This window comes from Streptomyces sp. NPDC048484 (genome assembly GCF_040651415.1).
Lineage (GTDB): Bacteria > Actinomycetota > Actinomycetes > Streptomycetales > Streptomycetaceae > Streptomyces.
The window spans coordinates 17,032-43,641 of record NZ_JBEZJY010000048.1 but is presented as its reverse complement, the minus strand read 5'-3'; the positions used below and the strand labels follow the sequence as shown (position 1 = coordinate 43,641).

The window sequence follows — 26,610 nt, the reverse complement described above, 5'->3', positions numbered from 1 at the left end:
ACGGGGAGCCGTCACGGTCAGTGAAGGGGCTGTTCGAATCGGATCCGTGAGCCGGGGTGCGCCTGGACGGAAATCGGCGTTTCTGACGCTCCGTCACGTTCTGCCGGTGTCGGCTGAATCGTCTCGCCGGTGTCGACGTCCAGGGCATGGGCCATGATGAAATCCCCTGGCAGGACGTGCTGTTCGAGGGCTTCGAGGTGCTAGTCACCGCGGCACTGCACGGCGTGTGCGGTCTGGTGGTGCGACTGACCGGACGGAGCTGCGCAGGCGTCTGTCCGTCCTGCGGCCAGGCGTCGGCGCGTGTGCACGACCGATACGAGCGCCGACTGCAGGATCTTCCGCTGACCGGGCGCGGTGTGCGGATCCTGTTGTCCGTGCGGCGCTTCGTGTGCGCCGAGCAGTCCTGCTCCCGGCGCACGTTCGCCGAGCAGATACCGGGGCTGACCAGCCCATACGCCCGGTGCACCGATCGGCTCGGCGAGCTGCTGGACCGGATCGCGCTCGCGCTGGCGGGCCGCGCCGGGGCTCGGATGGCTACTGCCCTGGGACTGACGGCGGGGCGGATGGGGCTGCTGAACCGGGTCCGGGCGATGCCCGATCCGCTCTATGACACCCCGCGCGTCCTGGGGGTCGATGATTTCGCCACCAAGCGCGGGCAGTCCTACAGCACGGTGATCACCAATGGTGAGACGCACCAGGTCATTGACGTGTTGCCCGGCCGCGACGCCGGACCGCTCACGAGGTGGCTGACCGATCATCCCGGCATTGAAGTGATCTGCCGCGACCGCTCGGGGGCTTACGCCGAGGCCGCCCGGGCTGGAGCACCGCATGCCCAACAGGTTGCCGACCGGTTCCATTTGTGGCAGAACCTCGGCCAGGCCGTCGAGAAGTGCGTCACGGCCCACCGTGACCAGCTGAGCGCCATCACTCCGCCGCCAAAGCGCGAGACTACCGCGCAGGAGGCTGACGGTGCTCCAAGGTCGGCAGTCTCGGATACGGCGCCGGCCGGGCGGCTGGCTGAGCGCGCTCGTGCGCATCACGCCCTGGTCCACGGCCTGTTGAGCGAAGGAATGGGCCTGCGCGCGATCACTCGGCATCTGGGGTGGGGGCGCCATACGGTTCGGCGATACGCCCGTGCGGCCCGCTGGCAGGACGCCGTCACCGGCCGCCACGCCCGCACAAGCCGCCTCGATGTGCACCGCGCCGATCTGCAACGACGCATCGACGCGACCGATGGCGCCATCACCGTCAAGGAGCTGTGCGCGGAGCTCACCGCCCAGGGGAGGCCGGTGCCCTACACCAGCCTCCGCGACTGGGCGCGCAGCCGACTGGAATGGCCTGCCGCCCAGGCCCGGCCTCCGGCGCCGCCCAGCGTGCGGAAGGTCACCGGCTGGCTCACCCGCCGCCCCTCCAGTCTCGACGAGGACGAACACCAGCAGCTCAAAGCGGTCCTGAACGCCTGCCCGGAACTGGCCAGGGCACATCAACTCGTACGCGACTTCGGCGACATGCTCACCCAGCAGACCGGCGTCCTGCTGCCCGCCTGGATCGAGGACGCCACCGCGGCGAACCTGCCCGGCCTGACCGGCTTCGCCCGCGGCCTCACCGGTGACCTCGATGCCGTCACCGCCGGCCTCACACTCCGCTGGAGCTCAGGCGGCACCGAGGGCGCCGTGAACCGCATCAAAAAAATCAAAAGGCAGCTATACGGACGGGCCGAATTCGAACTACTGCGGAAACTGATCCTGCTTCAGTGACTCGCAGTGAACGCTGCCAGATCCGCTGAACACCAACCTAGCCAGCAGCGACCGTAACGATTTGCGGCTGTACAACCCTTCTACGTGGTCGGTGTCGGTCTCCACCGGACAGTGGTGGTCTCTCACTGCGCGGCCAGGTAGTTGTTCAGCCTGCGTAGATCCGTTTTCTCCGCGCTGGCTGGAGTGAGGATGATCCGCAGATGGCCTGCGACCACTCTCTCACGCGAGGAGGTGAGGAAGGAGATGATGATGAGTCGTACCATGTCGGCTTGTGAGATCCTGCCCGACAGGCGAGCGAGTCCCAGACCGGGCACGGCGATGGATACTGTCTCCAGATGGGAGGTGCTGCGCACAACGGGCCAGAGGTTCATCAGCGCGTTCCAGATGTGCGAGACGCTGGAGTCCACGGTGTAGTCGTTGCGCATCCTGCCGTACGCCAACCCGTAGTACCTGCGTCGGCTCATACCCAGGATGGCGACCGTGCCGAGTGGGTAGCGGTTCAGTCTTCCCAGGGCTTTGGCCGCGCGGGTCTCCGTGGCCTCGATCGGATGGCCTGCCAGAGCGCGGTCGAGGTCGGCGTCCAGCCGGGCGGTGTCCCCGTCGTACTCGCGGACGAGGAGCTGGCCTTGCACGCTGCTCGGCGAGATCAGCACGGGTGGCTCGGTGTCAAAGGTGTCGGTCATTCCCACGATCAAGTGACCCTCCTGGTCAAAGAGATCGCCGACGACGATGGAGACTCGCGTGTTGGGGAGAGTGAAGTCGCGGCTGAAGGCGAGCCTCGGCCAAGCAGCCCACATGCCGTAACCGGTTGCCAGGGCCAGGGCCGCGGCGAAGATGGGTGGGCCGAACTCCTTCGCCAGGTCGGGGAAGAGCCCGGTGGCCAGTCCGACCACGCCCGCGACGAGCCCGAGCGCGGTCAGAAATGACCTGGCGCACAGCGAAAGGGTGGAGGCCCGCAGGAGGTTGGCGCGGAGCACTCGGCCTGACGAGCCGCTCATCCGGTCTCTGCTGTGTTGGGCACCGCTGGGGCTGCCGTCGAGAGGGCCGACGGAGTCGGGGAGGAGGCTGAGAATGGCGAGGAGCCGGCGCCGGGGGATGCGGGTGGCTTTTCCGGAGGCGGCAGCAGGACCGGCTCCTTACCCGGTCCAGCGATGATCTGGTAGCCGTCCATCGACTTGATCGCCACATGGACATACCTGCCGTGGGCGAACTCGCCCGCCTGGTTGCTGACTTGTTCGGCATTCTCGGGGCCGATGACTTGGGCGTCGTATACGACCTGGATCTCTTCGGGGACCCTGTCGCTGATCACTCGGTAGGTCAGTGCGCTGTCGCTGGGCAGGGCGAGGGCAGTGATCAGGTCGTCGACGATGTCGCGCCGGGTGTCGGGTCTGCCGCGCAGTTCCAACATGGGTACCGAGGAGTCCACTCGCTCCACGATGGTACGCAGCACGCTGTCCTGGCGCCGTGCCAGAATCAGCACCTCTTCGAGGATGTCGCCGGTCTCCCGAATGGGCGTCACAGCGGTCGTGCTGACCTGCATGGCCCTGGCCGCCTCCAACTCGCTCTCCAGCGCGGGCCAGAAGAGGTCGAAGGTGACGCGCAGCCGGTTGTCCTCCAGATCCGAAAGGCCCAACTGGTCGCGCAGCGCGAGGATCATGGCAAAAACGTCGTTCTTGTTGTTGCTGGAAACGACCTGGAACTGGGCCAGCGGTCCCGTGAGATCGCTGATGGGCAGATCGAGCAGACACGGAATGACGCGGGCGTCACCGACCGCCTTGGAAAGCGCGCCCGCCTCGAAGTTGATCCATGGCTTCTGGCTGTTGTCGCGCGTCACGCACACGATACCGAAGGACGTTTGCTCCAGCTGGGTCGCGATCGCCGGAAGTGGTCGGTCACCCTTGGCAATGTCCACCGACGAGACGAACGGGTCCACCGTCTGGATCACATATTTGAGCCAAGACTTCAGCGACTCTGCCATGTGCTGCGACTGCGGCCCTGACCAACTGATGAACACCTTCACCGTAGTCGCCTACTCCGTCGCTCGGATGTCGTCATCCTGCGACCGGGTCCAGTTCAGAGTGATCTCGAAGTGGCGCTCAGTGCTGTTCTTGGAGAGTACCGCCTCGCCGCTGCCGGTCAGTTTGATCCCGAAGCTCACGGTGACTTCGTCGGGCTGGACCGCCCTGGCCTCCGAGACGGCCGCTCCGGCGGCCCGGATCACGGGGCCGAAAAGGTGTTCCAGTTTAGCGACGGGGCGCACCGCGCTGACAGGCATGAAGTCGTCGTCCGTGGGCTCGATCTCGGCCCGAACCATCTCGCCGGTGTTGGTGGCGAACGTGACGAACCAGCCCGCCTCTGCTCTGCCGGTATCGCGATAGCTCAACTACTCATCCCCCCAAGTCCATCGAGAAGGGTCAGCGTACGGGCGCTGGGAGGTTCCCGGAAGGCCCGCGCAAGGTGGGCGTGCGCCCCTTGCTGCGGCGGGGCGACGGGGGCAGGTTCCTCAACACATCGATGATGTCGACCGCTAGCCTTCCTCGCATCACCATCCGCCCTGCGGTGACCGCCTTCACAGCGGCCATGCCGTTGCGCTCGATGGGGGACCTGGACCAGGTCGCAGGTGAAGCCGAGGTTGTGTTCCATGCCGATCTCGGCGGCGATCTCGACCTGTTCGGAGCTGCCACCGACCACTCCGCCAGCGGGTCGCCGCCATTGCGCAGGCCGAGCCGACCTGACCCTGGCTGTCGACCTCGGCGCCGGAGATGGAAGCGTTCTCCTTAAAGAGCATGCCAAGCGCTCCGGCGGCGAGCAGGAGGGACGACTCCGTCCTCGTCGGCGCCGGGCACGAAGTTGATGTAGTAGTGGAGCACGGCGGGGATGTCCTGCGGCCCCGTTGGTCGGTGCGATCACGATACGGCCGCCCGCCGCGTTTTCCTCGTTCACCGCCATCGCATAGGCGTGATCCGCTCCATCGCCTGAGCCAACGGATCGCCCTCCGACCGGACTTGGCGGGCAGAGACTGCGGCCTGACGGCAGACCTTGAGGGCGTCTGGCAGGACGCCCTCCCGCGATATCCGCGCGTTACCTCACCTTCCGTGACGGCTCCCCGTGATCGCTGTCACCAACCTCCGTGGACAGAACACCTAGCCACGCCGTCCTGCGCTCCGGCACGATGGGTGCGCACCCGGGCGACACGATGGACCACCGGGAACGGCCGATGGAGGGCGCTGCCTTCCCTGGCACTCGGCCGGGGCGGTGAAGGCCGGGGCGCCACGCTAGAGCTTGGCTGAGCGTGCCGGGCATCCGCTGCTTCAACGCTCCTGTGAGGGGGCGCCGTTCGGCTCCCCCGCGGCTGATTCCGGCGGTCGCGCGTCCCTGGGGACGACAACGAGTTCGCTGCCGCTGGACAGTCGCCAGTCGAGAGGTGCCCCAGCAGCTTTCCGCGCCCGCCGGTACGTCAGGGCCCAGCCCATGTCCCGCTCGGGCTTCCCGTCCGGTCCGAGCCGGGTGCGCCACCACAGCCAGCCGATCCGGGATGTCCGCTCACTGAGGCGAGGGGGCGCGAAGGCGTAGGCGGTGGTGGTCATCTTCGCGAACGCGCCGGCGAGCTGCTGCAACCCGCCCAGCGACACCAGATCTTGCCTGATTGCTACACGGACCGCGCGTACAGCTCCGCGCCAGACGCCCGCCGTGAACACGGCGATGAGCATGGCGGTGATGGCCCCGAGCAGGGCCCAGCCCACGATCACCGCGAAGCCCGTATGGCTGTGCGGCTCGCTTCGATCGTGTCCGCCAGCGTGGCGTGGACCTCGATCTCCGGCCGTGCGAGGGCGGGCTGGGTCACCACATTCGTACGGCGTACGTAGCCGGGATCGGTTCCGACGACCAGCGCGCCGCCCTCACCGATCAGCGCCCCCAGTTCGTACAGGACGATCGACTGGTGCCTGGTGGGCGACTGCGGGAACCAGAACACGACGAGATGGGCGCGGCGCAGATGCCAGTACTCCCAACCGACCCGGGCCGCCTCGGCGTTCGGGTCGTGTAGCGGGAAGTTGCTGCGGCGCGGGTTGAGGACGGTGATGCCGAGGTCGTCGAGCGCGGCTGTCGTGGTCTTCTGCCAGTCGGGGCACTCAGAGATGCCCCCGGCGGAAGCGCGTGGGTTCCGGGAATCCGGGACCGGTGGTCGTCGGAACTCGCACGTGTGCGGCATGAATTCAGGGTAGAGGCATGGGAGTTCGGGCGTAGGCGCTTAGGGTGGTTCTTCGCGATCGGCAGCAGGTACTCGGGGGTGGGCGGGCGCGATGGGGTGGACACGGACTGCGACCGAGGTGGTGCACAGGGGGCCGTTCATCACGCTGAACCGTGACTCGGTGATCAGGCCGGACGGCGTGGCCGGCACGTATGAGCACGTCGTGGTTGAGGACGGCGTACGTGTCGTGGCCCTCGATGACGACGGCCGGGTTGTCCTGGTCCAGGACGACTTCTATCTCCAGGAGCGGCGCATCCTGCACCTTCCCGGGGGCGGTGTCGGGGGGCAGGATCCGCAGGTGGCAGCCGTCCGGGAACTCGAAGAGGAGACCGGCATGGTCGCCGGCGAGATACACCTGCTCGCCACCATCGACCCGCTCGCCGCAACTACGGGCGCACAAACCCATCTCTACGTGGCCACGAGCCTTCGGCCGGGCCGTACGCATCGCGACGACACCGAGATCGGCATGACGCTGCACTGGTGGAACCTGGACCACGCTGTCGGGGCAGTTCGCTCCGGAAAGATCACCGAAGCTGGGAGCGTGGCTGGGCTCCTGCTGGCCGGACACGCGTCGGCATAGAGCAAGGCACCTCCCCCTGCGCCTCGGTGTGCCGTGGTTGGTGTTCTCGCAACGGCTCCTGGCGGGCGGAGCCCTTCCAGGGCGTTCGGGTTGAACACGGTAACCGCGTACGTCTACGTGAGCGGAAGACGGCTCAGGCCGCTCCAGCTGGGGCCTGGTGGAACCGCGAGAGCCACCGGAAGAGGCCGGCAGGGTAAGCGATCGTAAACAGCACTTCCGGGGCAGACGCTGGGCATGGCGTCACAGCGCGCGACCCCGGCTTTCCTCCGTGTGCCTCCTCAGCCGCCGGTCCGGCCGGGCGCATCGCTGCGAACCGAAGTGGCTCGAATTGCACCATGCCGGGCCGTGGCCCGGCTCCCGGGCCGTGCGGTGTCCCGGCAGGGCCGGTCCGGCGCGGCATCTGATCCAGCCGATCTCATGATCTGGAGTCCAGGGTGCCGATAGCGTGAGCCGGTGGACGACGACCTCCCGCAGCAGATAGAGAAGGCCCGGTTCCCCTCGCCGTGGGCCGGCAGCATCGCCTGGGCGCAGGCCCTGATCAAGTGGCATTTCATCCTCTCGCCCAACGCCTGGGTCGAGGCGGAGGAAGACCTCGGCGCCGACCTGGACGAGCTGACCTCGATCGTGACCGCCGTGCTGGCGGCTGCGCTGCACGCGACGGCGATCGAACAGGGCCTGGCTGCCCCGGATGGTGCCCGGCTGCTGAAGGTTCCGCTCCAGCCGGTGGTCCAGCTTGTCGCTGTCCCGGACCGGGACGTCCTGCAACAGGCTGTCCCCGAGAACGACGTCTGGCCCCAGGCCCGGGAGCTCCTGGAACTTCTCCTCACCGCGAAGGACCCTAACGGGCTGGCCGTACAGGATGCGGTGTCGGCTCTGACGAGCGGCGTGATACGGGCCCACGCGGAGCACGGCGAGACGGTCGGTGACCGGCTGCGTACCATCCCCGATCTGCAGCAGGCGGTCGGGCGCCTGGCATCCCTTCCGTATCCGGTGGACGAGAGCGGCGCATCGCCCGCGGCGCTGCCGGCGGGCCATCTCTCACTCGAAGCGCACCGCCGGGCGGCCGACTCGCTCAGGGCCCACCACCGGGTCCAGCAGATCATCGGGGAGGTGCATCCGGCCCTGAGCCGTGAACTGCTGCTGGTGCGCGCCGCGTTGCTCGACCGGACGGTCCTCGCGTTCGCCGCCTATGCCTCGCCCGAGCAGCGGGACAACGCGCATACCACTGCGCAGGCCCTGCGGGAGCAGGATGCGGGAAGCGGCCTGTGGCGTGGGGAGATTCCGCCCGTGGACAGCCGGTGGGACGACGTCCCGCAGCGCTATGTCCGCCAGGAGTACACCGCCTACCTGTCCCGCGGCACGGCCGGGCGGCAGGCCCCCGCGCGTTTTGGGCACGTGACGTCCGTCCACCTGATGGAGGTCTCCGCGCACCACACCCTGTCGGCTCAGCTCAGGAATCACCCCTGCGGGCAGGGCCGGCACCGGCATGACTACCGCATCCGGATCGAGGTCCTCGCGCCGCTCGGTGTTCTCACCGATGACGCCGCGATGCGGCTGCGCACGGTGGCCGCTGCCCTGGAGCGCACGGAAGGACCGTTGCGCGGCAAGGACCTGGACCGGCTGGAAGGGGGCGTCGAGGCCGCAACGGACGAGCGGTGGCTGGCCGGGTGGGTGCACCGGTGGGTGGGCGCACAGCTCCCCCCGGGGCTCGCGGACCACCTCCTGGTCGAGGTCGAGGCCACCGACCTTAAGACGATCCCGGCCGTGCATCTCGGCACGGCACGGTAAGACGCCGCCTCCGGGGCCGGGTCCGCCCATTCACAGTCCGGCGTGCGAGGGGGCACAGGTCTTAAGATCAGTCAGTTGTTCGGGCCCACCGTTCAGGGGGAAGGCAGTGCCGCGGGCCGGCACTGCCTGTTCGTGCGGGTCTTCGACTGCCCCCTGGAATGTACGTTCTGCGACACCGCGTACACGTGGGCGGTCACCGATGAGAAGGCGGCTAAGACCCGCAGCGGTCGCCGCTACGACCGGGACGACCCAGCGTACGGCCTGAAATTCATGGAGCCGGACGAAATCCTCTCCGGTCTGCGGAAGCTGTGGGACATCCAGACGCGTCCGACCATCATCGTGGTCTCCGGCGGAGAGCCGATGATGCAGCAGCAGTCCCTGCTCCCCGTGCTGCAGCAGCTGCGCGGCTGGGGCAACGAGGTGCACATCGAGACGGCCGGCACGATCACGCCGACCGCCGCGTTCGACTCCGTCGTCACGCAGTACAACGTGTCGCCGAAGCTGGCGAACAGCGGGAACCAGCTGTCCAAGCGGTACAAGCCAGCGGTCCTCGCGGCGCTGCGCGACACGGGCAAGGCGTGGTTCAAGTTCGTCGTCACCGAAAACCACGCGAGGGATCTCGCTGAGGTCGACCACATCGTCGCGGATGTACCGCTGCGGGTGCAGCGCGTGATGGTGATGCCGGAAGGCTCCGACGGGCCCACGAACATCACCACGGCCCAGCAGGTGGTGGACGCCGCCCTGGCACGGGGATACGGCCTGTCCTTCCGCGCCCACGTCTTCCTGTGGAACAACGACCCCGACCGCTGACGCTGTCACATGCGCCGCGGTGCTGGGGACCGTTGAACGGATCGACCGGCGATTCCACGGCCACGCCGAAGCTGCGGGCGACCTCGCCGGCGTACCGCTGCTCCAGGAACGCGAAGGAGCCGTCGCTCCGGTTGATTTTCTGCCGGGCTGTGCCCGGGTACTCCAGTAAGGAAGAGGCACGTTCCGGATCCCGTGAACTCGTCGGGCGCCTCGACGTACCGCATCATGCGGCCCCTTGGGGGGCCGTGAGGTCATGGCCACAGAACGCGGCCAGCTCTGGCTGCAGTTCCGCGATCCTCTCAGTCGCGGCGGCGAGCGCCCGCTTGCCCTGGTCGAAGTACCGCCACGCGCGCACCATGTCACCCGAGACCCACTGTCGGCTCATCTCACTGCGTGGGTCCGTGGCGTCGGGGTCGAGACTGAAGCGCTCGTCGCAGTACACGATCCAGGACAGGCGCAGGACGAGGAGCGCGGACATGGCGGCCAGGGCGTCCTCTGCCGTCGTCTTCAGGGGGCGACGCGGATCGAGGCCACCCACCAGCTCCATCAGCGTCTCGTGAACGCGCGCGCTGTCGTACAGAGCCTCGCCCACCAGCGAGTCCGGGTCCTGCTCCCCAGGCACATTGCGGACGGTGGCGGCGAACGGCGCGCGAGTCGCAATGTCACATTGGGCACGCCAGGCCAGATCACGTTCCCGCCGGATGCTCCCCGGCTTCGGCCAACCAAGCATCAGCGTGCCCTCCCCCTCGTCAACCTGCGAGCTTCGGATCCCCTGTCTACCGGACCGTCCGGCCCTGCCACAACGCGCAGCACGATCACTGATCTCATTCGTCCGCCGGGGACGGCATGCGACGCCGGCTGCGGCCCGGCCCAGCACCGGGCGGTCCCCCTCGGTGGGCTTGTCCGTGGCGGATACCAGAGGCTGAGCGGCGCCGACCGTCCGTCCATCATCTACGCCACCTGACAGTCCGCAACTGGCCCGGACCGTCGCCCCGCCTCTGCTCCTCCGCCCGCCGAGGATACTGCTGGTGCAGGCCACGGAGATAATAAGTTCTGGCATTCTGCGATCGGCTGCCGCCGAAAGCGGGAGATCATCACACCGAGGCGGTCGGCGCGGAGAGGAGGAGTTGTGCTCCTGACGGGTGTGGTGCAAAACCTTGGCACGGGCGGGACCGAGGACGGGGACGGGCGACCCGACGACCGGTGGCCGCTGCTGGCCCAGCGGATCAACACGGCTGGCGGCCGGATCGACTTCGTCATGCTGTGCGAAGTTAAGGGCTGGCACCGGTACGGGCACAAGCAACTGGCCCGCGCCTGCGAGGACCTGAACCTGGACGCAGCTCCGCTGGCACCGTCATCAAGCGGGCTGGGAACGGCCCTGCTGTACCGACGCGAGGTTCTGGGCCGCTGGAAGCGCCACAACCCGGATTTCTCCGGTGAGACGCTGCACGGGTTCGCGGTAACGACTTTCGATGTCGGCCTGCCCGCCCCGCTGGCGTTCGTCCCCGTGCACTTCACTCCGTTCGCGGCCGAGAAAGCCGCGATCGAGGCCGGGACAGCCGCGTCCCGCGGCTACAAGTACGGCCCCTACGTGGTCCTGGCCGGGGACGTGAACTACCCGCCAGCTTCTCCGCAGAGCCCTCCGCCCGACTACAGCACGATGCGGCCCTACAACATCGGTGCACGCACGCTTCCGCCTGTGCCCGGCAGTACGGATCCGAGGCCGGAGCGGCAGGTGACGGAAAGGCTCGCCCGCCACGGATACGTCGATGCCGCCTGGCACCTGTTCCAGAAGGAGCAGGACCCGGCCGTCCTGGATCCGACCGGGACAGACGACCGCGTCGACCAGGTCTGGGTGTCCGCTCCCCTCGCTCCGGCGGTCTCCGGCTACCGGCTCCTCGACCAACCCCAGAGGGCATCCGACCACAAGGGGCTCGTGTTCACCATCGACACCGATCTCATCGATACGTCCAACCCGTGGAAGCACCGCTGAACACCGCCGGTACTGTGTGCTGAGTGCCCGTCACGCCAAGGAGGCAGCCGTCGTGCGTGCTCATGGATACCAGGAGAAGCCCCCGGCCGAAGGCCCGCCCCGGGGCGGGGACACCCGCGTGTGGACCATCGTCCTTGACGGCATCGCGGTCGAACGGCGGGATATCGAGGCTGATTCATGGAACGCGAGAGTGGCCGAATCCAGTGAGTTCAGCACGGCCGACTACGAGCCGGCGACCGGCATCGACCTCCTGCGCTGCCCGGTCTGCCGGACCACCGGCCGCCTTGTGGTCTCCGGCCGCTGGGGCGGCCTGCTGAGCGTTACCTGCCAAGGCGGCCACACGACCGACGTCGAAGCGTATGAAAACCCCGAGCTCAACTGGGGTTGCAACCTGCTGAAGCGGCTGATCCTCATCGCGGTCGACCCGGCCTCCTGGGCCCGCACGCTGATGCAGAGGCTGGCCGCGTGGCGCGACGCAGAGCACCAACGCCGCTGTAACCCCTGGTACAACGGGCCGGACAAGCGCAATGCCCGGATCGCCGAGAACACCGACCTCAGCGCTGCCGACCTCGCCCAGGCCCTGCACGCCGCCATCAAAATCCGGCTGCCGGCGCGGCATGCGGCCGGCCAGTTGGAGCTCCTCCTCGTGCACTCGGCGCTCGCCCTCGCCAGTCCGGCGATCCGCGACACCAACGACGGACGAGCCCTGGACGCAGCGGTCCGCACTCTCCTCGACGACACCCTGACCGAGTGGCAGCGCATGGCGCCGGCCCGGGTCCTGGTGCGCGAACAACTGCACGCGTGGCGGGACGAGGGCGGTCCCGGAGTATGGCAGGCGTCCTGGGACCACACGCTCCAGATGGTCGGAGTCAGCCTCGGCGGCTACGTCATGGGGCAGGAGGGGAAGTACGCCGAGGCTGCCGCTGCGCTGACGACCGCTTTCTACCTCGCGGCTGCCACGAACGGCACAGCACCGGCCGAGGTCACGGCGCAGCAAATCATCGAACTGGCCGCTCAGCACCTGAACCCCCGCGAAGTCCCGGCGCTCTGGGAGGCACGCCTGCGGAACCTGGGGCACGATCCGGAGGACACGGCCGACCCCGTGGCACGGCTGTGGAGGCGCTTGCGGATCGACCACACCCCGGCGACAGAACCGTCTCACACCGTGCATGCCCCGCGGAGCGGCCCGGCGGTCACCGACGGGATCAGGACCGCGATCGACTTCAACAGCGGCTTCTTCCGGGACTACCTGGAGACGGTGTAGGACAAGATGCCCGGCCCGCAGCTCCGCAGTCAACTGCTACAGCTCCGAAGAAGGCTCAGAACGCAAGGGCGTAGCGAGGCGCGAGGACCACGTCCAGGCCCTCTACGAATCCGTAATCCCAGCGGTGCGTAGAGTCGAAGTAAGTGTCGTCGCAGGCGGTTTCCGGTGGGCTGTTGTCCCTCCGCAGTCTGCGCCAGATAACGGATACCGGGTCGGTGCCGGCATCCAGGTCATGTCGGAGAGCGCGCAGCCGCCCTTCCCAGAGGGGAAGCGTCGCAGGCAGGGTCATGCCGGTCTCGGTGGACTTCACTAGGAGGGCCTCGATCTGGTCGCGACGGACGTCGCGGGGGTGGACCTGGTGTTCCTCGGCGATGAGGTAGAGAGCCACGGCCAGGGCCGCGCCGCCGTCGGGCAGACAGGATCCGCCCCACATCGGCTCGTTGTGCCATATCGGGCTGACCAGTTCGACCATCCGGTCCCACGCCTGTTCGTATCGTGCCGGCCCGTCGACGGCTTGGGCCCGCTGTTCGCGAAGCACCTCCAGCAGCAATGTCATGTCTCCATACTGGCTCACGTGCCCGGTGGCCTGCCTGAATTCACCGAATTACACCAGGGAGTTCTTGATGGACGACTTTTTCGCCCGTGTCATGGGTCGCACGCACGCGTGGCCTGCGGGACGTCGTGACCTGCACTGGCATCTCCTGCCATCGAAAGAGGAGGCGGCGGCATTGACGGGGCCGTATCGCGAGGTGGTCAGCATGCCGGGGCTCAATCTGGTGCCGGCTCAGTGGGTGCACATCACGGTCCTGCACGCCGGGCCGCAGTCGCAAACCAGCGACGTCGAGCTGGAAGCGATAGTGGGCAAGGTTCGGGCTGCGGCCACGACGGTGGCCCCGTTCGAGTTGACGCTGTACCCGCCTACGGTGGGCACGGTCGCGCTGGAGTGCGCGGGGCGCCCGGGTGCTGCCGGACGGCGCTTGTGGGAGCTGACAGCCGAGGCGACCAGGAAGGTAATGGGGGAGCGCTTCACGTTGATCCCCGCGGCCTACTACCCCCACGCGAGTTTGGCCTATGCCGGTCCCGCCGGACACTTGGCGGACCGGACGGCGCTCAAGGTGGCGTTGTCGGACGTGGAGGCCGCCCCGGTAACGATCCAAGCCCACACGCTGTCGCTGGTTTCGCAGTGGCACGACGGTAAATCACAGATCGTCTGGGAGAACCTGGCCAGTGTGCCGCTAGGCGGCAAGAGCGGCCGGTGAGAGCCTCTGCCCAGGCCGGTCCGCTCGCCGCCCACCCCGTACGCCTCCGGCTCCTGGCCTCCGGCGTCCAGCTCACCCTCAGCCAGGGCAAGGCCGCAAACCGGCCATCCACCTTATACGCGCAGGCAGTGGCCGACCAAAATGACATCCAGTCGATCGACGTCGGCGGAGTCTGTCTCATCGGCTCCGGTCGCCTGCGTCTTCCCGGCCCCGGCGGCAGCCCCGCCAGGCCGGCCGATCGCACCGGAACTGCGTAAGCGAGAGGGAGCACGACGTGGGCAAGGGCAAGCGGATGCGGGCGCAGCGTGCGAAGGACCGGTCCGCACGGCGGGAACGGGAGCTGGCACCGGAGCCGTCCCTGCCGGTGTCGACGGACGACCTGGGCGGCGGACGGATGTCCTCGTACACCCGCGGGGAGATCGGCAAGCAGGTGTACGCGTGGATGATCCTCCTGTCGTATCTGGAGGGCGCGCTGGACGGCGCGGACGGCCTGCCCGAGAACCTGTTCGCCCCGCAGGAGCTGGACGAGAGCGACGAGGACTACGCGGCGCGGATCAAGACGGATCGCCTTCTGGTGAAGGCCCAGGCCATGGCCGGCAGCCCGGCGGAGCAGGTGGCCGAAGTCCTCTCCAGCTGGGTACCGCGCTCCCTGGTTCCCGGCGTCGTCGACCACCTCGCCGCCGAAGGCCTGCGGCACCTGGACACCGCGACCCCGGACCCCGACCAGTGGCAAGCCGGCGCCCGGCCCCTCCTCGGGATCCTGTGCCCGCCGAAGCACTGGGAGGCCGCGCTCGACCAGCTCGAAGCGCTCGCCACCAGCCGCCTCAAGATCAACGACGTCATCACCGAGCACCTGACCGGCCAGCCCGTGGCCTCCGTGCACGCGGCAGCGGCACTGGTCACCTGGCTGTACGGGCGCCCGGACGTCATCCCTGACCCGGCAGCAGCCCGCCTCGAACTCGCAGAACGAGCCGATAAGTTCGCAAAGTTCGTCTTCTAGGCCCACGCACCACCCCGACCAGCAGGAACCCGCCCATGCCCCGTCACTCTCCTGCCCCCGAACCGTGGGACGAGGCCATATGGCGCGCGAGCGCGGCTGACCGGCCCGGAGGGATGGACGAGCAGTGCTCGGAAGACGTGGCGATGCGCTCCATCGTCGCCACGGTCCTCTACGCCCTGCATCTGCGCGAGCGCCGGCCGGTCGAGGTGATCGGATGGCCGGCGATGCTGTGGCAGCTGCGCGACGACATACGGGCGACCGAACTGGCCACCACCTCGTAAGCCTCAAGCCCAAACCCGAGTCACACTGGTCCGGGCATCTGCGGGCACGAGGCTCTCGGGGGCAGCCACGCCCGGTGAGTCCGTCGGCGCCCGCAGCGTGCTCTTGTGCGGTTGCCCTTCGGCGCGCAGGGGCAGCGTGAAATTCTGGTACCTGCCGGAGGACGGACCACAGAGGGGACTGCGGTGAATATTACGGAGAGCATTGTGACGCCGAGCAGTGTGGACAGCCATGTCACTTCCGCGCATCCCATTCTCCAGGTCCGGATGAGGGTGAGCGCACCGCGGCCGTCGCATGAGCCGGAGGAGCAGCGGTATGTGCATCTGCTGGCTCCGGCATCGGATGAGTACATGGCGGCGAATGCCTCGGTTGTCGTCGCGGACGCCCGCGACCAGGAAACCTTCCAGGCGCATCGCACGCTCCACGATGCCGTGGCGCACTTCCGCTACGGCGCGTTGGTGATCGGAGCGGTCACGACCCCTCGCAGCGCGCTCGTGTGGATCCGCGACAACCCCGGGCGGCTGCAGGAAGAGCCAACGGGATACGCGGTAGAGATCCGTAGCCCGCGACCGGGGCCCGCGGAGCTGTACCCGTCCGTGCTCTACACGTGGCTGCGCTGGTGGGACGAGCAGAACCGGAACAGTCTCCCGCCCGACGACCGCACCCCCCACCAGGTGCCCCGGCCGCCGGCGGAGCTGACCGCGCTCCTGCACAGGACGCAGCGGCAGCTCACCGTCCGCGACGCAGACCTCGATACCTCCGGGGACTGGGGACGCAGGCGCACCGTTCCGCAACGCCACTCCGAGCCATTCGATCCCGAGGACCCCTTGTTCCGCTAGCGCGGACTGCCTGGCTCCACATCACGCCGGTGGGCACACACCGCCCACGTTCCCCAGCCGGCCCTCGCGCACATGCCCAGCCACGTCCGAAACGACCCGTCAGTACTCCACGTCCCCGCTCACCGCGGCCATCATGGTCGACCGCACGCCTCCGAGGTAATTCCACGCTGGTTCCATCGCTCCCCATAGCGAGCGCCGATCCGGTTCCTCCTCCCAGCGGGCGGCGATCTCGTACCGCAGCCGGGCCGTGACCTCCGCAGCCGGCGTACCCGAGTACCGCGCCTGCCAAGCAATGTCCTTCTCCGCTGGCTCGGGCAGCACCGCGCTTTCCCAGGCAGCCCACACGGCCTCCGTGTGCCGCACCACCGGCTCCGCGCCCTGGACATAGAGCTCGATCAGCTCGGTCATGGGCGAGCCGTCGGGCAGCCGGGCGCGCCATTCGGGCAAGAACTCCTCCTGCAGCAGGGCGACTTCCTCGCCCAGCACGAGGACGTTCTCCGTGCGCAGGAGCCGTGGCCACGGCTTCGCGGTCGCGTCCCGGGGGAGTTCCGGGCGCTGTGCCTCCTCCATACCCTTAACCAGCTGGAAGAACCCGGCCCCGCACTGGACTTCGTCGCGGGTGGGCCGCCACGCGTACTGGTTGAGTGAACGAGCGATCTCACCCACGCGGCGCCGGTCTGAGGTCTCGGTCATGGCCGCTACCGTATGAGCGCCTGCGCGACACTGCCAACACCGGTCCAACGGCCCCGTACCGGCGCCGGCACACCCCGCCCACCTGTACAAGCCGTTCGGGTGCCTCCAGGAGGGCGCGAGCTCAGCCGTCAGGGCGGAGGAGCGGGCGGAGCGGATCGCCTCATTCGGGCTTCACCCTGCCGATTCGTGGGACGGGCGAGCCGTCCGTGGCGTGCTGGCGGTCACCCTGGCGGGCCTGGCCATGCGTCTTGGCCACTCCGTGGCCGAGGCGGAGACCGGCAGTCTGCTGTGGCACCTTGATCGAGGACCTTCGACGGTGTATGAACTCGCCGCCGAGCTGGGGTTGGCGGGCCCGGACGCGCAGTCGGCCAAGGCGGTATCCGAATGGACCTGGCTGACCCGGCCATGGCCCAAGGAACCCCCTCGGGCCAACGGCGACGGGATGCCACGCGGCATCGGACGCGGTTCGTCGAAGCCCGCCGTCGAAGTGGTCACGCTCTGGGCCTGTGCAGCGGCCCGGGACGCGCTGGCTGCCGAGCGGCCCGCAGGTTTGCCACCCCGCACCCGGGTACAGGTGATGGGCGGCGAGGACGAGGGTCGCGAAGGCAAAGTGGTGTGTCCCGCCTGGCTGTTGGATGACGAGCACCGCACCGTACGACCAGGGCCCCCGCACGGCTACGAAGTAGACCTCGCAGGCCCCGGCACACGCACGCTGGTGGTGCCCACCTCCGACGGGGGGGGAACATGATGACGGACCCGGGCCTGCGCGGCGAACGCGTCATCGTACGGGCGGAAGATCTCGCCCCCATGGACGAGTAGTTGGACACCGGCACAGCTTCGAGACGCACGCCTTAGGGTGGCGGCATGGTGCAGTTGAGCAAGGACACTAGCTGGCAGGCCGCGACAGGCCGCGCGCGCGAGTTTTACGTTCTCGACTCGCCTCCGGGCGGACTGCTCGCCCTCATGCTCCATCTGATCGCGGCACGCGAGGAGACTGCGGTCGACGGCGTGCCACTCGCGAAAGCACGCTACGAACTCGGCGATCCCGCCGCGCTGCATGAGTCCCTCAACACGCACTGCCCGCCCATCGCGATGCCCGAGGACCCCGCCTCTCTGCTTGCCGTACCGAACTGGCCGCGCCATCCCGCCGCGGATCCGGTCCAGATGCGGCGCGCCTGGCTGCTGGCGAACGCAAGCGGGCCATACACCTCCCCTATGGCATGGCCGGACGAAGCCGAAGTGATCGAGTACCCGCTTTCCCTCGGGGGCGACGCGTTCTTCCCCCGGGCGGTGGACTCACTCCGGGGCGCCCTGGACAAGGCGCTCCTTGCACAGGTCGGTGGGCTCCCGCTCGCTTCCGAAGCCCGGCTGGTCGGCGGCCCCGATGATGGGCTTCAAGGACGCGTCGCGGCGGTGGTGTGGGACCTCGACAACGCTCTGCGGTGCGTCACCGTTCCCGCCTCGTACCGTATCTACGGCCCCAGAGTCGATGCCCACTTCCCGGCCGGCACAGTCCGTCCGCATGCCGTCGGCTGAGGGCCGCAGGCGCCCTCTCCCTTCTGGCCAGGACAACGGAAAGCCGGGCACATCAACCACCCTGCCCCGGGGCATGGAGCGAAGGCAACGTCCTCAGCCGAGGGCCGGAAGCAGGGATTCCAGCTCCTCCGCCACCGCGAGCAGGACACGGTCCCCGTATGGTCGGCCGATGATCTGAACGCCGACAGGCAGCCCCTGGGCGGTCGTGGTCACCGGTACGACCAGGCTGGGGAGGCCGATGTGGCTGGTGAGGTTGGCCCAGCCGGTCTGGTCGAAGAAGCTCCGCTCGACGCCGTCGACCATGAGAGTGCGGGTGCCGGCCGGGATCGCCGCGGTGGGAGCAGCGGGGGTGATGAGGACATCGTGCTCGGCGTCCGCGAAGAACCGGTGCCATGTCTCCCGGAGCTGGAGGCGTTCCTCGTCGGCGCGGAGCCAGGCTCGGTGTGTCTGGGTTCGGTGGCGGAGGAAGGCGGCCTGTGGGCTCGCGTCATCCTCGTGCAGGTCACGCGCCGCCGCGAGTTCGGCCGCGCCCGCTTCGTCGTCGGTGGCGGCCGTCGCGGTGGCGTGGAGGAGCTGCTCGAACAGGCGGAGAGAATCGGCGAAGCCGACCGGTCCCGTGGTACGGCGGACGTTCGTGCCGGCGGAGGCCAGTGCCTGCTCGACGGTGGCGAGAGCATCGGCAGTGTCGCGATCGACGAGGCAGCTTGCATCCTCGGCCCACACCGCCACGCGGAGCTGCCCGACTGGGCGGCGCGCCGTGGGCAGAGTGACGAGCCAGGGGCTGTTCTCGGCGGGTGACGGCGTCGTCAGCGCGTCGAGGAGCAGGTCGAGATCGCGGGGGTGGCGTGCCAGGGGGCCCGGAGTGACCATGTCGCTGCTGGTGAGCCATCCCGGTGGGCGGGGGATGTGGCCGCGAGCCGGGACGAGTCCTTGTGTGGGGCGCAGGCCGTAGACGCCACAGTAGTGAGCGGGGAGCCTAAGTGAGCCGGCGAGGTCGCTGCCAAGGTCAACGGGGGTCAGGCGGGCGGCGACCGCGGCGGCGGGGCCGCCGGATGAGCCGCCGACAGTGCGCTGGAGGGCGCGGGGGTTGAGGGTGCGGCCGAACAGGTTGTTGTCGGTGTGCAGGTCCTGGCAGTACGCCGGCGTGTTCGTCTTGCCCATGATCACAGCGCCTTGATGGCGGAGCCGAGCGACCGCGTCGGCGTCACGCGCGGGGACGTGATCCGCCAGTTCCTCGGCGCCACTGGTGGTGCGCAGGCCGGCCGTCTCGAAACTGTCCTTGATCGTGAGGGGAAGGCCGTCGAGGATCCCGCTGCTCTTGTTGCGGGCGCGGCGCTCGTCTGCTGCTCGCGCGGCGCTCCGGGCCGCGTCGTCGTCACGGGTGACGACGGCGTTGATGTGGCTGGCATCGATCCGGGCGAGATGGAGGTCGAGCAGCTCCCGGCTGGAGATCTCTCGGCGGTCCAGCGCCTGGAGCTGGACGTGGGCGGGCTGGTGGGTGAGGTCGGTCGTCATGCGGAGACTCGCTCAAAGTCGGGGGCTCGTGCGGGCTGGCGGGGCAGGTGGCGAGCGACGTCTAGGAGAGCGTCGATGTCGTCCATGGGCCCGCTGGTCTGGCGTTCGGAGTCGGCGAATTCTGTGAGCTGGCCGGGCGCCGGGCGGGCGTCTTCGGCCCGGGCGGCGATTCCGGCGAGGATCTGGTCGGCCGTGACGGCGGCGGACAGATCCTGGCCGTGCAGCCCTCGGGCCCGGTGGCGGGCTTCGCTGGATTCACGGACCGCGGCATCGAGGTATCGGCGGATCACGAACCGGCCGTCCCGGATCTCGACTGCCCGGCGGTAGAGCCGGACTGAGATGCGGCGGAAGCGACGCCTCTGGGCCGGGTCGACTCGGTCGATCGGCAGCTCGATCTCGGGCGCTTCGCTGTAGAACGCCAGCCACAATGGGCGCAACCTGTAGTAGCTGCGGTACTGCTTGATCCGGTACTGGGTGCTCTGGGCCTGGTCGCTGATGGTGGGCACGAGCCAGCCGATGAGCGTCAGCATGGCGCCGACATCACCGCAGGTCCAGGCGAAATTCTCCCATTGGGCGAGGGAGGTGTCGAAGGCGCCGGCGATCACGTTGGCGATGCGGACCGCACTGTATCCGAGGGTGACGGTGGCCCCGAGGGCGACGATGCGCAGGCCGTAGCGCACGGAATCGCGGGTGCTGCGGCGGGCCAGACGCCAGCAGGCGCGCGCGAGGAACAGTTCCCCGATGGTGTAGGCCGTGACGTACAGGGTGAGGTACGCGGCGTACCAGTCGTCGTGCGCGTAGTACAGCGTGAAGTCGATCGGACGGGGCGCGCTGGGCGTCAGCAGGGCGAACAGCACCAGCAGCCCGGCGACCACCGCGAAACCGGCCCCAAGCCACCGGCGGCTGCGCCGGCGGGCGACCCCGGGCGGGGATCCCCAGTAGGTGAGGACCACCTGCTGGCAGGCCAGGAGAGCGACCACGCAGCCCTGCGCGAGGGGCACGGAGAGGTTGACGGTGCCGAGCGCGCGGTCGAGGTAGCTCCACATCGGCGTGATGGAGAACAGGAACGACAGCCCCGACAGCAGGAAGACGGCGGCCAGCGCGGCGGAGGCGGAGTCCCGGCGGCGGGCCGGCACGTCCCGCAGAAGGCAGAGGAAGCCGAGCGTCGCGACGACGAGGCTGATCGGATGGAGCAGGTCCTTCACGGCCGGGCCTCCCGCCGGCGCAGAAGCGTGTGCGTGACCCGGTCCTGCACTTCGTCCCCGGAAGACTCGTCGCTGACCAGCCACCGGTCGATGATCCGGCGCTGGAGCAGCGAAGCGAGGAGTTCGGTATCCCGCTCCTCGTCCTCGTCGTACTTGGTGCGCCCCAGCATCATCTGCACAGTGGCCGGGTCCACGCTGGTGATGAAAGCCGGAGCCAGCGCGGAGACCGGCCGGTTCTCGTGGTGGCCGAGCAGGAGGTGGCTGAACTCGTGGGCGATGATGTGGTCCTGGTGCAGGGAGCTGGTCCGCGGGTCGTAGAACACGTGGACGGCACTCTCCGTGACGGCGCATCCGCCGCACACCGAGGGCGCCTGCTCCCGGGGCTCCAGGACCACCGTCCGTCCCGTGCGGCGGGAGACCTCGCCGCCGAGATCGCGGATATTGGTGACGTGCGGGAGATTCAGCTCGGCCAGGAGGTCAGCCCGGCGCAGCCTACGTGCAGACCACATTACTTTTCCTTGATCGCTTACTGAACTGAGGGCGTTTTACACGCCAGTTGAGGGCGGCAACCCCTCGGATTTTCGTACACTCTCGACGATCCCCAGAACGGCTTCCTTTCCGTCCGCAGAGACGTCGGACAGACGGAGAAGAACGTTCTTGATCTTCGCGTCGCGAAGCAGTGCGAGCAACTCAAGCTCCTGCACGGTCTTTTCAGCGACGGCATCGTCGAACCAATAAGCAGGATCCACCCCGAAAAACCCTGCGAGCGCTTCAAGATGACGCTTCGTCGGGTTATCGCGCCGCCCCGTCCGCAGGAGCCACAGGTACTGGGCCGACAGCTTGCCCAGCCCCCGCTTCTCCATCAGTTCGGCCACTTCAGCGTTGCTGAAGGGGCCGCGATCGGGCGGGTGCACCGTGTCGAACAGGCGGTTCAGGCGGTCCATGAGCCCCTTGGGGCTCACCTGGCCTTCGGTCGGCTCTTCCATGGTCCTTTCCCGGGCGGGCTTCGCATTCACTACAACCACCCTACCCCGCGATAAACACCAGTTGACGGGCCGATCCCGCATGTGGAAAGTTCTTCCCCACCAGCACGTCCCTGTGTGGCACACACTCCCTGTTTCAGGTCGTCCTGTCCATTCCTGCCGGCAGGGGTACGCCGGGCGGTGCGGCGCGAGCCGTATTCGCTCTGCGATATACGTCACGTCTGGCACGCAATGTTTCGATCTTCGAATGGAAAGCGCGGAGGTGACAGTGGAAACGCCCCACCCGCATCGCATTTCCGCTGCGGGAACTGTCCGATATCCGCTCCAGTTTGGACGCAATGGCACGCTCTCGGCGTTCAGGACAACCGCGGCAACGGTGCTCCTCGATACCGGAGGGCGGCCTGCGCGGAGTCCCACAGGCGACTGCGGCGACAGTTCGCGCAGTGACTCTCTGCAACCAGTACAGAGTTTAAGAACCAACTCTGGATCTTGACACGGGTTCGTGCGTATGTTCGTCGTCCCCGGGCAACCCGCCCGCGACAACGGACGTGAGGAGCCCGCGAGCACGGACCGGACCGAGTAGGTCCCGTAAAACAGCGACGGCGCCCGAGAGCGGTAACTCACGGACGCCGAACGCTAAGCGGCATACCCGCCCCGGCAAGGGCGGCGATTGCCCACCATCACCACGCTGATCCCTTCCACGGGGCGCTTCAGCGTGGCAGCACTACAAAGGGGATTCTTACATGCCTCCTGCCCTGCGCAAAAGGCCCGACTTCCTGGCCTGCGCGGCAGCCACCCCCTCCATTCCACCCACGACCCGCCGGTGCTACCGCTGCCCGGTCAGCTCGACCGCGCGCACCCTGCGTCTGGCAGACAGGGGCGACCGATGAGCAGGGATGCCCGCGAGTGGGTGTGGGAGCACAGTTCCAGCCGGGGGGCCGCGCGCTTGGTCCTGCTGTCGATTGCCGACCGGGTGGCCGACGATCAGTGCATCTCCTGGGCCTCGCTGTCCAGCCTGGCCAAGCGCACGCACGCCTCGGTTTCCACGGTGCGTGAATCCCTCGAGCGCCTGGTCCTCGCCGGCGAGCTGGAGCAGGTCGACGACCTCGTCGGCCCGCAGCGCAGCACGGTCTACCGCCTGCCTCTCGCCGCCGAGGCCGTCGTGCAGGCCCGGCGAGAGCAGCAGGAGGAGGAGGGCGACGCGGGGGTGCCTGACGAGCCCGCCGCTCCTGCGAAGCTCCGGCTCTCGGCCCTCCGGCGGTACGGAATCCGCCCCCGTGAGGTGCCGGAATCCCCCGCGAGGGTCCGGAAACCGGCAGTACCGGAAACCGGCAGGTCCAGGCGGAAACCGGCACAGCGGCGTACCGGCCACCGGCACAGCGATGTACCGGCCACCGGCATACAGAACCGTAGTGAACCTGATTTGAACCGGAGGTACAGCAGTGGTGGTGCGGCCGTCACGTCGGCTGCCGAGTGGCAGGTCGGCCCAGCCACCCACGCCTGGGCCCGCCAGCAGGGACACCTCGACCGCCTCGGCGAACAGGGTCTGCAGGCGGCCGACGCGAAGTGGCGTGCCCACCGCGCCGGCTATAAGCCGAGGCCGGCGGATGCCTGGGCTGCCGACTGGCGCTCCTGGATCGCCCGAGAGCACGCTCCCAGCCGCCCGAGCCTCTACGCCGTGTCCGGCAAGGGCCCGGCTGCACCGGGCGGCATGACCCGGGCCGAGGCCCACACCGCCGCCCTCCTCGCCGCCGTCGACGAGCCGACCGGAACGGAGGGCTGAGGCGTGGACCGCCGCGAAATCGCCGCCCTGCTGGCCTACATCGGCCGGCTCGACCCCCGCACCATCCGCACCGACCAGGGCGAGGCCCGCGACCAGCTCGCCCAGTGGCACGAGCTGCTCGGCGACGTGCCGCTGATCACCCCGCACGGCTGGGACATCCGCGTCGCCGCCCGCCAGCACATCCGCACCTCGCCATACCCGATCCTGCCCGCGGACGTGGCCCGCCCCTGGGAGAACTACCGGCGCGACCGCCTGGCGCGGCACTCCGATCCCACGCCGTCCGCCGACCCGGACGACCAGGCCGCCTGGACGGCCGAGCTGGCCGGCATCCGCCGCGCCGTCGCCGCCGGCACCGCACAGCCCGCGCAGGCCCGGGCGATCACCAGCGGTCACGACGGGATCGACCCGAGGCTGGAGGCGAGACTGCGGCAGATCGGCTCCTGCATACCGCCCGCCGCCCGAGCCGCCCTCGCGCCCTACCGGCCCGCCCGAGCAGCACGTGAGGCAGCCGTCGCGCAGGGGCGGCCCGACGCCCTGAGCGTTAGGTGCGAGTGGTGCCTGGCCCAGCCCGGCGAGCCGTGTCGCCGCCGGCGGATCGGTCCCGACGACGGGGTACGCGCCACCGCCCCGCGCGCCACCCCGCATCCCTGCCGCCTCGACCTCGCCGCCGCCCAGCAGAACCAGCCGATCGAGCAGGTCCAGCAGCGCGCCACGGTCTGACCGGCGCATCCGGCCCGTGCATCCCGTCCGGTGCACCGTCCCGCCCTGCTGCGGCGCACGCCCTCGCGCCGCAGCAGGCACCCGACGCCGCGCCCGCCCAGCACCGCCTCAGCCAGCAGACGCGGCAGCACATCGGAGAGTCCCTTGCGCCACATCGCCACCCACGACGCGCCGGCCACCGGCCTGCGCGGCATCGCAGACACCAGCTGGCACACCCGCGGAGCGTGCCACGGCATGGACGTCGAGGACGCCGACGCCGTGTTCTTCCCCGGCCCCCGGGACCACGAAGACATCGCCGAGGCGAAGGAGCTGTGCGGCTGGTGCCCGGTACGTCGTGACTGCCTCGACTTCGCCCTGGAGAACGTCCTCAAGGAGGGCGTCTGGGGCGGCCTCACGGAAGCCGAGCGGCGCCCCCTGCACAACGGACTGTCCCAGCGCCTCGACTACCGGCGCGTGACGGCCTTCTTCCAGGGACGCGACGTGCATCTGACCGAGGCCGAGCGGCAGGTCGTCATCGACCACGCCTACGTACGCGGCTGGCGGCCCGCCCGGCTCGCCACAGCCCTGCAGATCAGCCGCAAGCACGCCCGGGACCTGCTCCGGCAGGCCGCCGACAAGGTCTTCCACCGCGACCGCACCTACGGCGTGCCGCGGCCCAAGAAGAAGCGGAAGAAGACCACCCCGTCAGCAGGCAGCCCCGCGCCCGCCGCGCGCGGCACACAGCAGCCGGCAGCCCGACCAGCGACGCCGGCCCCAGCGGCTCCGGAAACGGCCAGCGGTCCTACCCCGCCGGCAGACACCGGCCCCACCCCGGGTGTGCACAGGCCGGTCCCCGCGGGTTCCGGCCCCACCGCCCCGCCAGACCAGCCACCGCAAAAACGATGCCGCTCCTCACCCCCGGTCAAGCCCCTCGAAGATCGCGCAGCAGGGCTTGGAGCCGCCCGGCCCCAAAGCTGGGACCAACTCTCCTTCCCGGAAGCGCCCCTGGCGCACGCCCCTGTTGGAAAGGCTGCATGACCCACCTCATCCCGGTGTCCTTCGGTACCAACCCGCATCCGTCCCTGCTCGTCGGCATCGGCACCGCTGCCGCCGTGTTCGCCCTAGCCACCCTGACCGTCTGGGCGATCCGGCGCCGGGCCACGCGTACACACAAACGCCTCGGCAATCCGACGGTGCTGGTCGCAGCACTCGCCGCGCTGGGCTGCACCGTCTACAGCGCGGAAACCAGCTGGAGCTTCGCCGCCGACTACCTCGACATAGCAGGCACCGCCGAGCGGGCTTCCATGTTCGCCGCTGCGGAACTGGGGCTCTTCGCGACCGCGCTGATGGCACGCCAGAACCTGGCCACCCAGGGGGCACCCGGGGCGCCGGGCACCCTAGTGTGGGTCATCACCGGTGTGCAGGTGATCCCCGCCTACGCCGAGAGCGGCCCCATCGGCGGCACCGTCCGCGCCTTCGCCGGCCCGGTCCTGGCCGCGGTGCTCTGGCACCTCGCGATGGGGATCGAGCTGCGCCTGCGCACCCCGGGGGCCGCCTCCCACGGACTGATCGCCATCCTGGGGCGTGAGGCACGCGAGCGGCTCCTGTCCCGCCTCGGCATCGCCGCACGGGACCGCGACGCCGCGCAGATCACCCGGGACCGGGCCACCACCCGCGCAGTCGCCCTCGCCGCCCGCCTCGCCGAACGCACACCCGAGCAGCAGCGGAGCCGACGCGGCCGACGACTCACGCGCCGCCTGTCAAAGGCGGTCGGCAGGGCCTCGGTCGGCACCGACCCCCTCCAGCGCACGCAGCTGCTCGACCAGCTCGCCGCCCGCCGGCACGCCCTCGCGCTCGCCACGGTCCCGCTGCCCTCGCCCTGGTCCCCGACACCCAGCACCGCAACAGCAGCCACGGTCCCCACACAGCCGCCCTCGAAAGCACCGGTCCCCGTAGCCGGTCCCAACGAGTCAGGCGGGGACCGGGGACCGTGCTGCCAGAGGGGGCCGGTCCCCGAAAGCGCGGACCCGAACGAGTCGTCAGGCGCGGGGACCGAAGGCAACGACGCGGGGACCACCGTGGGGACCGAGGCCCCAGAAACGGACGCGGTCCCGGGGACCGGTCCCATCGATTCACAAGCCCCAGCGGGGGACGCCGGAAGCGCGGGGACCGACGTTCCCACGCGCGAAGTACCTGCTCATGGCCCTGATTCGCACCGGGGACCGATCGCCGCCGAGTCGGGGACCGAACCCACCGGGGACCGGGGACCGACCACCCCCGACACGGGGACCGAACCCACCGGGGACCGGGGACCGACCACCCCCGACACGGGGACCGAACCCACCGGGGACCGGGGACCGACCACCCCCGACACGGGG

Annotated in this window: 27 protein-coding genes and 3 pseudogenes; 16 read left to right on the top strand and 14 right to left on the bottom strand. The window is 69.2% G+C overall.

Annotated elements, in window-relative coordinates:
* The first annotated feature begins 146 nt into the window (after positions 1-146).
* Positions 147-1,757 carry an ISL3 family transposase gene (locus AB0D14_RS36190; RefSeq protein ID WP_362787356.1) on the top strand — a complete coding sequence of 537 codons (1,611 nt, stop codon included), beginning with the start codon at positions 147-149 and terminating at the stop codon, positions 1,755-1,757.
* A gap of 122 nt (positions 1,758-1,879) precedes the next feature.
* Here AB0D14_RS36190 and AB0D14_RS36185 read toward each other — a convergent pair whose 3' ends face one another.
* The 6 genes and pseudogenes from AB0D14_RS36185 to AB0D14_RS36160 all read right to left on the bottom strand — a co-directional run bounded on the left by AB0D14_RS36185 (position 1,880) and on the right by AB0D14_RS36160 (position 5,967).
* A complete protein-coding gene (locus AB0D14_RS36185) occupies positions 1,880-2,755 on the bottom strand; it encodes a macro domain-containing protein (RefSeq protein WP_362787355.1) in 876 nt (291 codons plus the stop codon).
* Positions 2,752-3,777 carry a toll/interleukin-1 receptor domain-containing protein gene (locus AB0D14_RS36180; protein ID WP_362787354.1) on the bottom strand — a complete coding sequence of 342 codons (1,026 nt, stop codon included), beginning with the start codon at positions 3,775-3,777 and terminating at the stop codon, positions 2,752-2,754. Before AB0D14_RS36180 ends, AB0D14_RS36185 begins: the two co-directional genes overlap by 4 nt.
* Before the next feature lie 9 nt (positions 3,778-3,786).
* Positions 3,787-4,140 carry a CU044_2847 family protein gene (locus AB0D14_RS36175; RefSeq protein WP_362787353.1) on the bottom strand — a complete coding sequence of 118 codons (354 nt, stop codon included), beginning with the start codon at positions 4,138-4,140 and terminating at the stop codon, positions 3,787-3,789.
* Positions 4,141-4,294: 154 nt separating this feature from the next.
* Positions 4,295-4,831 (bottom strand): annotated as a pseudogene (locus tag AB0D14_RS36170) (L-serine ammonia-lyase, iron-sulfur-dependent, subunit alpha); the annotation flags it as partial.
* 237 nt (positions 4,832-5,068) lie between these two features.
* Complete coding sequence (locus AB0D14_RS36165; protein ID WP_362787352.1) at positions 5,069-5,506, bottom strand: hypothetical protein; 438 nt, start codon at positions 5,504-5,506, stop codon at positions 5,069-5,071.
* A complete protein-coding gene (locus tag AB0D14_RS36160) occupies positions 5,503-5,967 on the bottom strand; it encodes a nucleoside 2-deoxyribosyltransferase domain-containing protein (protein ID WP_362787351.1) in 465 nt (154 codons plus the stop codon). The genes AB0D14_RS36165 and AB0D14_RS36160 overlap by 4 nt, the downstream gene beginning before the upstream one ends.
* Before the next feature lie 160 nt (positions 5,968-6,127).
* Here AB0D14_RS36160 and AB0D14_RS36155 point away from each other — a divergent pair, with 160 nt between their 5' ends.
* From AB0D14_RS36155 to AB0D14_RS36145, 3 genes are all read left to right on the top strand, one after another.
* The gene (locus AB0D14_RS36155) at positions 6,128-6,586 is read left to right on the top strand and encodes an NUDIX hydrolase (protein WP_362787350.1); all 459 of its coding nucleotides are present in this window, start codon (positions 6,128-6,130) and stop codon (positions 6,584-6,586) included.
* A gap of 453 nt (positions 6,587-7,039) precedes the next feature.
* Entirely contained in the window at positions 7,040-8,374 is a 1,335-nt protein-coding gene (locus AB0D14_RS36150) for a hypothetical protein (protein WP_362787349.1), read from the top strand.
* Positions 8,375-8,449: 75 nt separating this feature from the next.
* Positions 8,450-9,184, top strand: a complete 735-nt coding sequence (locus AB0D14_RS36145) for a 7-carboxy-7-deazaguanine synthase QueE (protein ID WP_362787348.1) — start codon at positions 8,450-8,452, stop codon at positions 9,182-9,184.
* A 13-nt stretch (positions 9,185-9,197) separates the two neighbouring features.
* Here the strand turns inward: AB0D14_RS36145 and AB0D14_RS36140 are convergent.
* Positions 9,198-9,335, bottom strand: a pseudogene (locus AB0D14_RS36140) (site-specific integrase); the annotation flags it as partial.
* Positions 9,336-9,407: 72 nt separating this feature from the next.
* Positions 9,408-9,806, bottom strand: a complete 399-nt coding sequence (locus AB0D14_RS36135; protein WP_362787347.1) for a hypothetical protein — start codon at positions 9,804-9,806, stop codon at positions 9,408-9,410.
* 522 nt (positions 9,807-10,328) lie between these two features.
* Between AB0D14_RS36135 and AB0D14_RS36130 the strand changes: the two genes are divergently transcribed.
* Complete coding sequence (locus AB0D14_RS36130) at positions 10,329-11,177, top strand: endonuclease/exonuclease/phosphatase family protein (protein WP_362787346.1); 849 nt, start codon at positions 10,329-10,331, stop codon at positions 11,175-11,177.
* 52 nt (positions 11,178-11,229) lie between these two features.
* On the top strand, positions 11,230-12,441 hold the full coding sequence (locus AB0D14_RS36125; protein ID WP_362787345.1) for a hypothetical protein: 1,212 nt from the start codon (positions 11,230-11,232) through the stop codon (positions 12,439-12,441).
* 55 nt (positions 12,442-12,496) lie between these two features.
* Here AB0D14_RS36125 and AB0D14_RS36120 read toward each other — a convergent pair whose 3' ends face one another.
* Entirely contained in the window at positions 12,497-12,997 is a 501-nt protein-coding gene (locus AB0D14_RS36120) for a hypothetical protein (protein WP_362787344.1), read from the bottom strand.
* 67 nt (positions 12,998-13,064) lie between these two features.
* Here AB0D14_RS36120 and AB0D14_RS36115 point away from each other — a divergent pair, with 67 nt between their 5' ends.
* The 4 genes from AB0D14_RS36115 to AB0D14_RS36100 all read left to right on the top strand — a co-directional run bounded on the left by AB0D14_RS36115 (position 13,065) and on the right by AB0D14_RS36100 (position 15,818).
* On the top strand, positions 13,065-13,700 hold the full coding sequence (locus AB0D14_RS36115; RefSeq protein ID WP_362787343.1) for a 2'-5' RNA ligase family protein: 636 nt from the start codon (positions 13,065-13,067) through the stop codon (positions 13,698-13,700).
* A gap of 274 nt (positions 13,701-13,974) precedes the next feature.
* Positions 13,975-14,700, top strand: a complete 726-nt coding sequence (locus AB0D14_RS36110) for a hypothetical protein (RefSeq protein ID WP_362787342.1) — start codon at positions 13,975-13,977, stop codon at positions 14,698-14,700.
* Positions 14,701-14,735: 35 nt separating this feature from the next.
* On the top strand, positions 14,736-14,981 hold the full coding sequence (locus AB0D14_RS36105) for a hypothetical protein (RefSeq protein WP_362787341.1): 246 nt from the start codon (positions 14,736-14,738) through the stop codon (positions 14,979-14,981).
* Positions 14,982-15,329: 348 nt separating this feature from the next.
* Positions 15,330-15,818, top strand: a complete 489-nt coding sequence (locus AB0D14_RS36100) for a hypothetical protein (RefSeq protein ID WP_362787340.1) — start codon at positions 15,330-15,332, stop codon at positions 15,816-15,818.
* Positions 15,819-15,917: 99 nt separating this feature from the next.
* Here AB0D14_RS36100 and AB0D14_RS36095 read toward each other — a convergent pair whose 3' ends face one another.
* A complete protein-coding gene (locus AB0D14_RS36095; protein WP_362787339.1) occupies positions 15,918-16,511 on the bottom strand; it encodes a hypothetical protein in 594 nt (197 codons plus the stop codon).
* Between the two features lie 211 nt (positions 16,512-16,722).
* Here AB0D14_RS36095 and AB0D14_RS36090 point away from each other — a divergent pair, with 211 nt between their 5' ends.
* Complete coding sequence (locus tag AB0D14_RS36090) at positions 16,723-17,259, top strand: hypothetical protein (protein ID WP_362787338.1); 537 nt, start codon at positions 16,723-16,725, stop codon at positions 17,257-17,259.
* Between the two features lie 116 nt (positions 17,260-17,375).
* Positions 17,376-18,047: a hypothetical protein gene (locus AB0D14_RS36085; RefSeq protein WP_362787337.1), complete on the top strand. Its 672-nt coding sequence runs from the start codon at positions 17,376-17,378 to the stop codon at positions 18,045-18,047.
* A 93-nt stretch (positions 18,048-18,140) separates the two neighbouring features.
* Here AB0D14_RS36085 and AB0D14_RS36080 read toward each other — a convergent pair whose 3' ends face one another.
* The 4 genes from AB0D14_RS36080 to AB0D14_RS36065 are packed head-to-tail and all read right to left on the bottom strand — an operon-like array spanning position 18,141 to position 21,753.
* A complete protein-coding gene (locus AB0D14_RS36080) occupies positions 18,141-19,562 on the bottom strand; it encodes an amidase family protein (RefSeq protein WP_362787336.1) in 1,422 nt (473 codons plus the stop codon).
* Positions 19,559-20,767 carry an MAB_1171c family putative transporter gene (locus AB0D14_RS36075; protein WP_362787335.1) on the bottom strand — a complete coding sequence of 403 codons (1,209 nt, stop codon included), beginning with the start codon at positions 20,765-20,767 and terminating at the stop codon, positions 19,559-19,561. Before AB0D14_RS36075 ends, AB0D14_RS36080 begins: the two co-directional genes overlap by 4 nt.
* Positions 20,764-21,276, bottom strand: coding sequence for a hypothetical protein (locus AB0D14_RS36070; RefSeq protein WP_362787334.1), 513 nt, complete (start codon positions 21,274-21,276; stop codon positions 20,764-20,766). The genes AB0D14_RS36075 and AB0D14_RS36070 overlap by 4 nt, the downstream gene beginning before the upstream one ends.
* A 36-nt stretch (positions 21,277-21,312) precedes the next feature.
* Entirely contained in the window at positions 21,313-21,753 is a 441-nt protein-coding gene (locus AB0D14_RS36065; protein WP_362787333.1) for a helix-turn-helix domain-containing protein, read from the bottom strand.
* A gap of 883 nt (positions 21,754-22,636) precedes the next feature.
* Here AB0D14_RS36065 and AB0D14_RS36060 point away from each other — a divergent pair.
* The 4 genes and pseudogenes from AB0D14_RS36060 to AB0D14_RS36045 form a co-directional block, all read left to right on the top strand.
* Entirely contained in the window at positions 22,637-23,533 is an 897-nt protein-coding gene (locus AB0D14_RS36060; protein WP_362787332.1) for a helix-turn-helix domain-containing protein, read from the top strand.
* A gap of 3 nt (positions 23,534-23,536) precedes the next feature.
* Positions 23,537-24,253 carry a hypothetical protein gene (locus AB0D14_RS36055; protein ID WP_362787331.1) on the top strand — a complete coding sequence of 239 codons (717 nt, stop codon included), beginning with the start codon at positions 23,537-23,539 and terminating at the stop codon, positions 24,251-24,253.
* Positions 24,254-24,397: 144 nt separating this feature from the next.
* Positions 24,398-25,012: pseudogene (locus AB0D14_RS36050) on the top strand (WhiB family transcriptional regulator); the annotation flags it as partial.
* Between the two features lie 254 nt (positions 25,013-25,266).
* Positions 25,267-26,610, top strand: a 1,344-nt coding sequence (locus AB0D14_RS36045; protein ID WP_362787330.1) for a hypothetical protein, incomplete at its 3' end; no start/stop codon positions are given.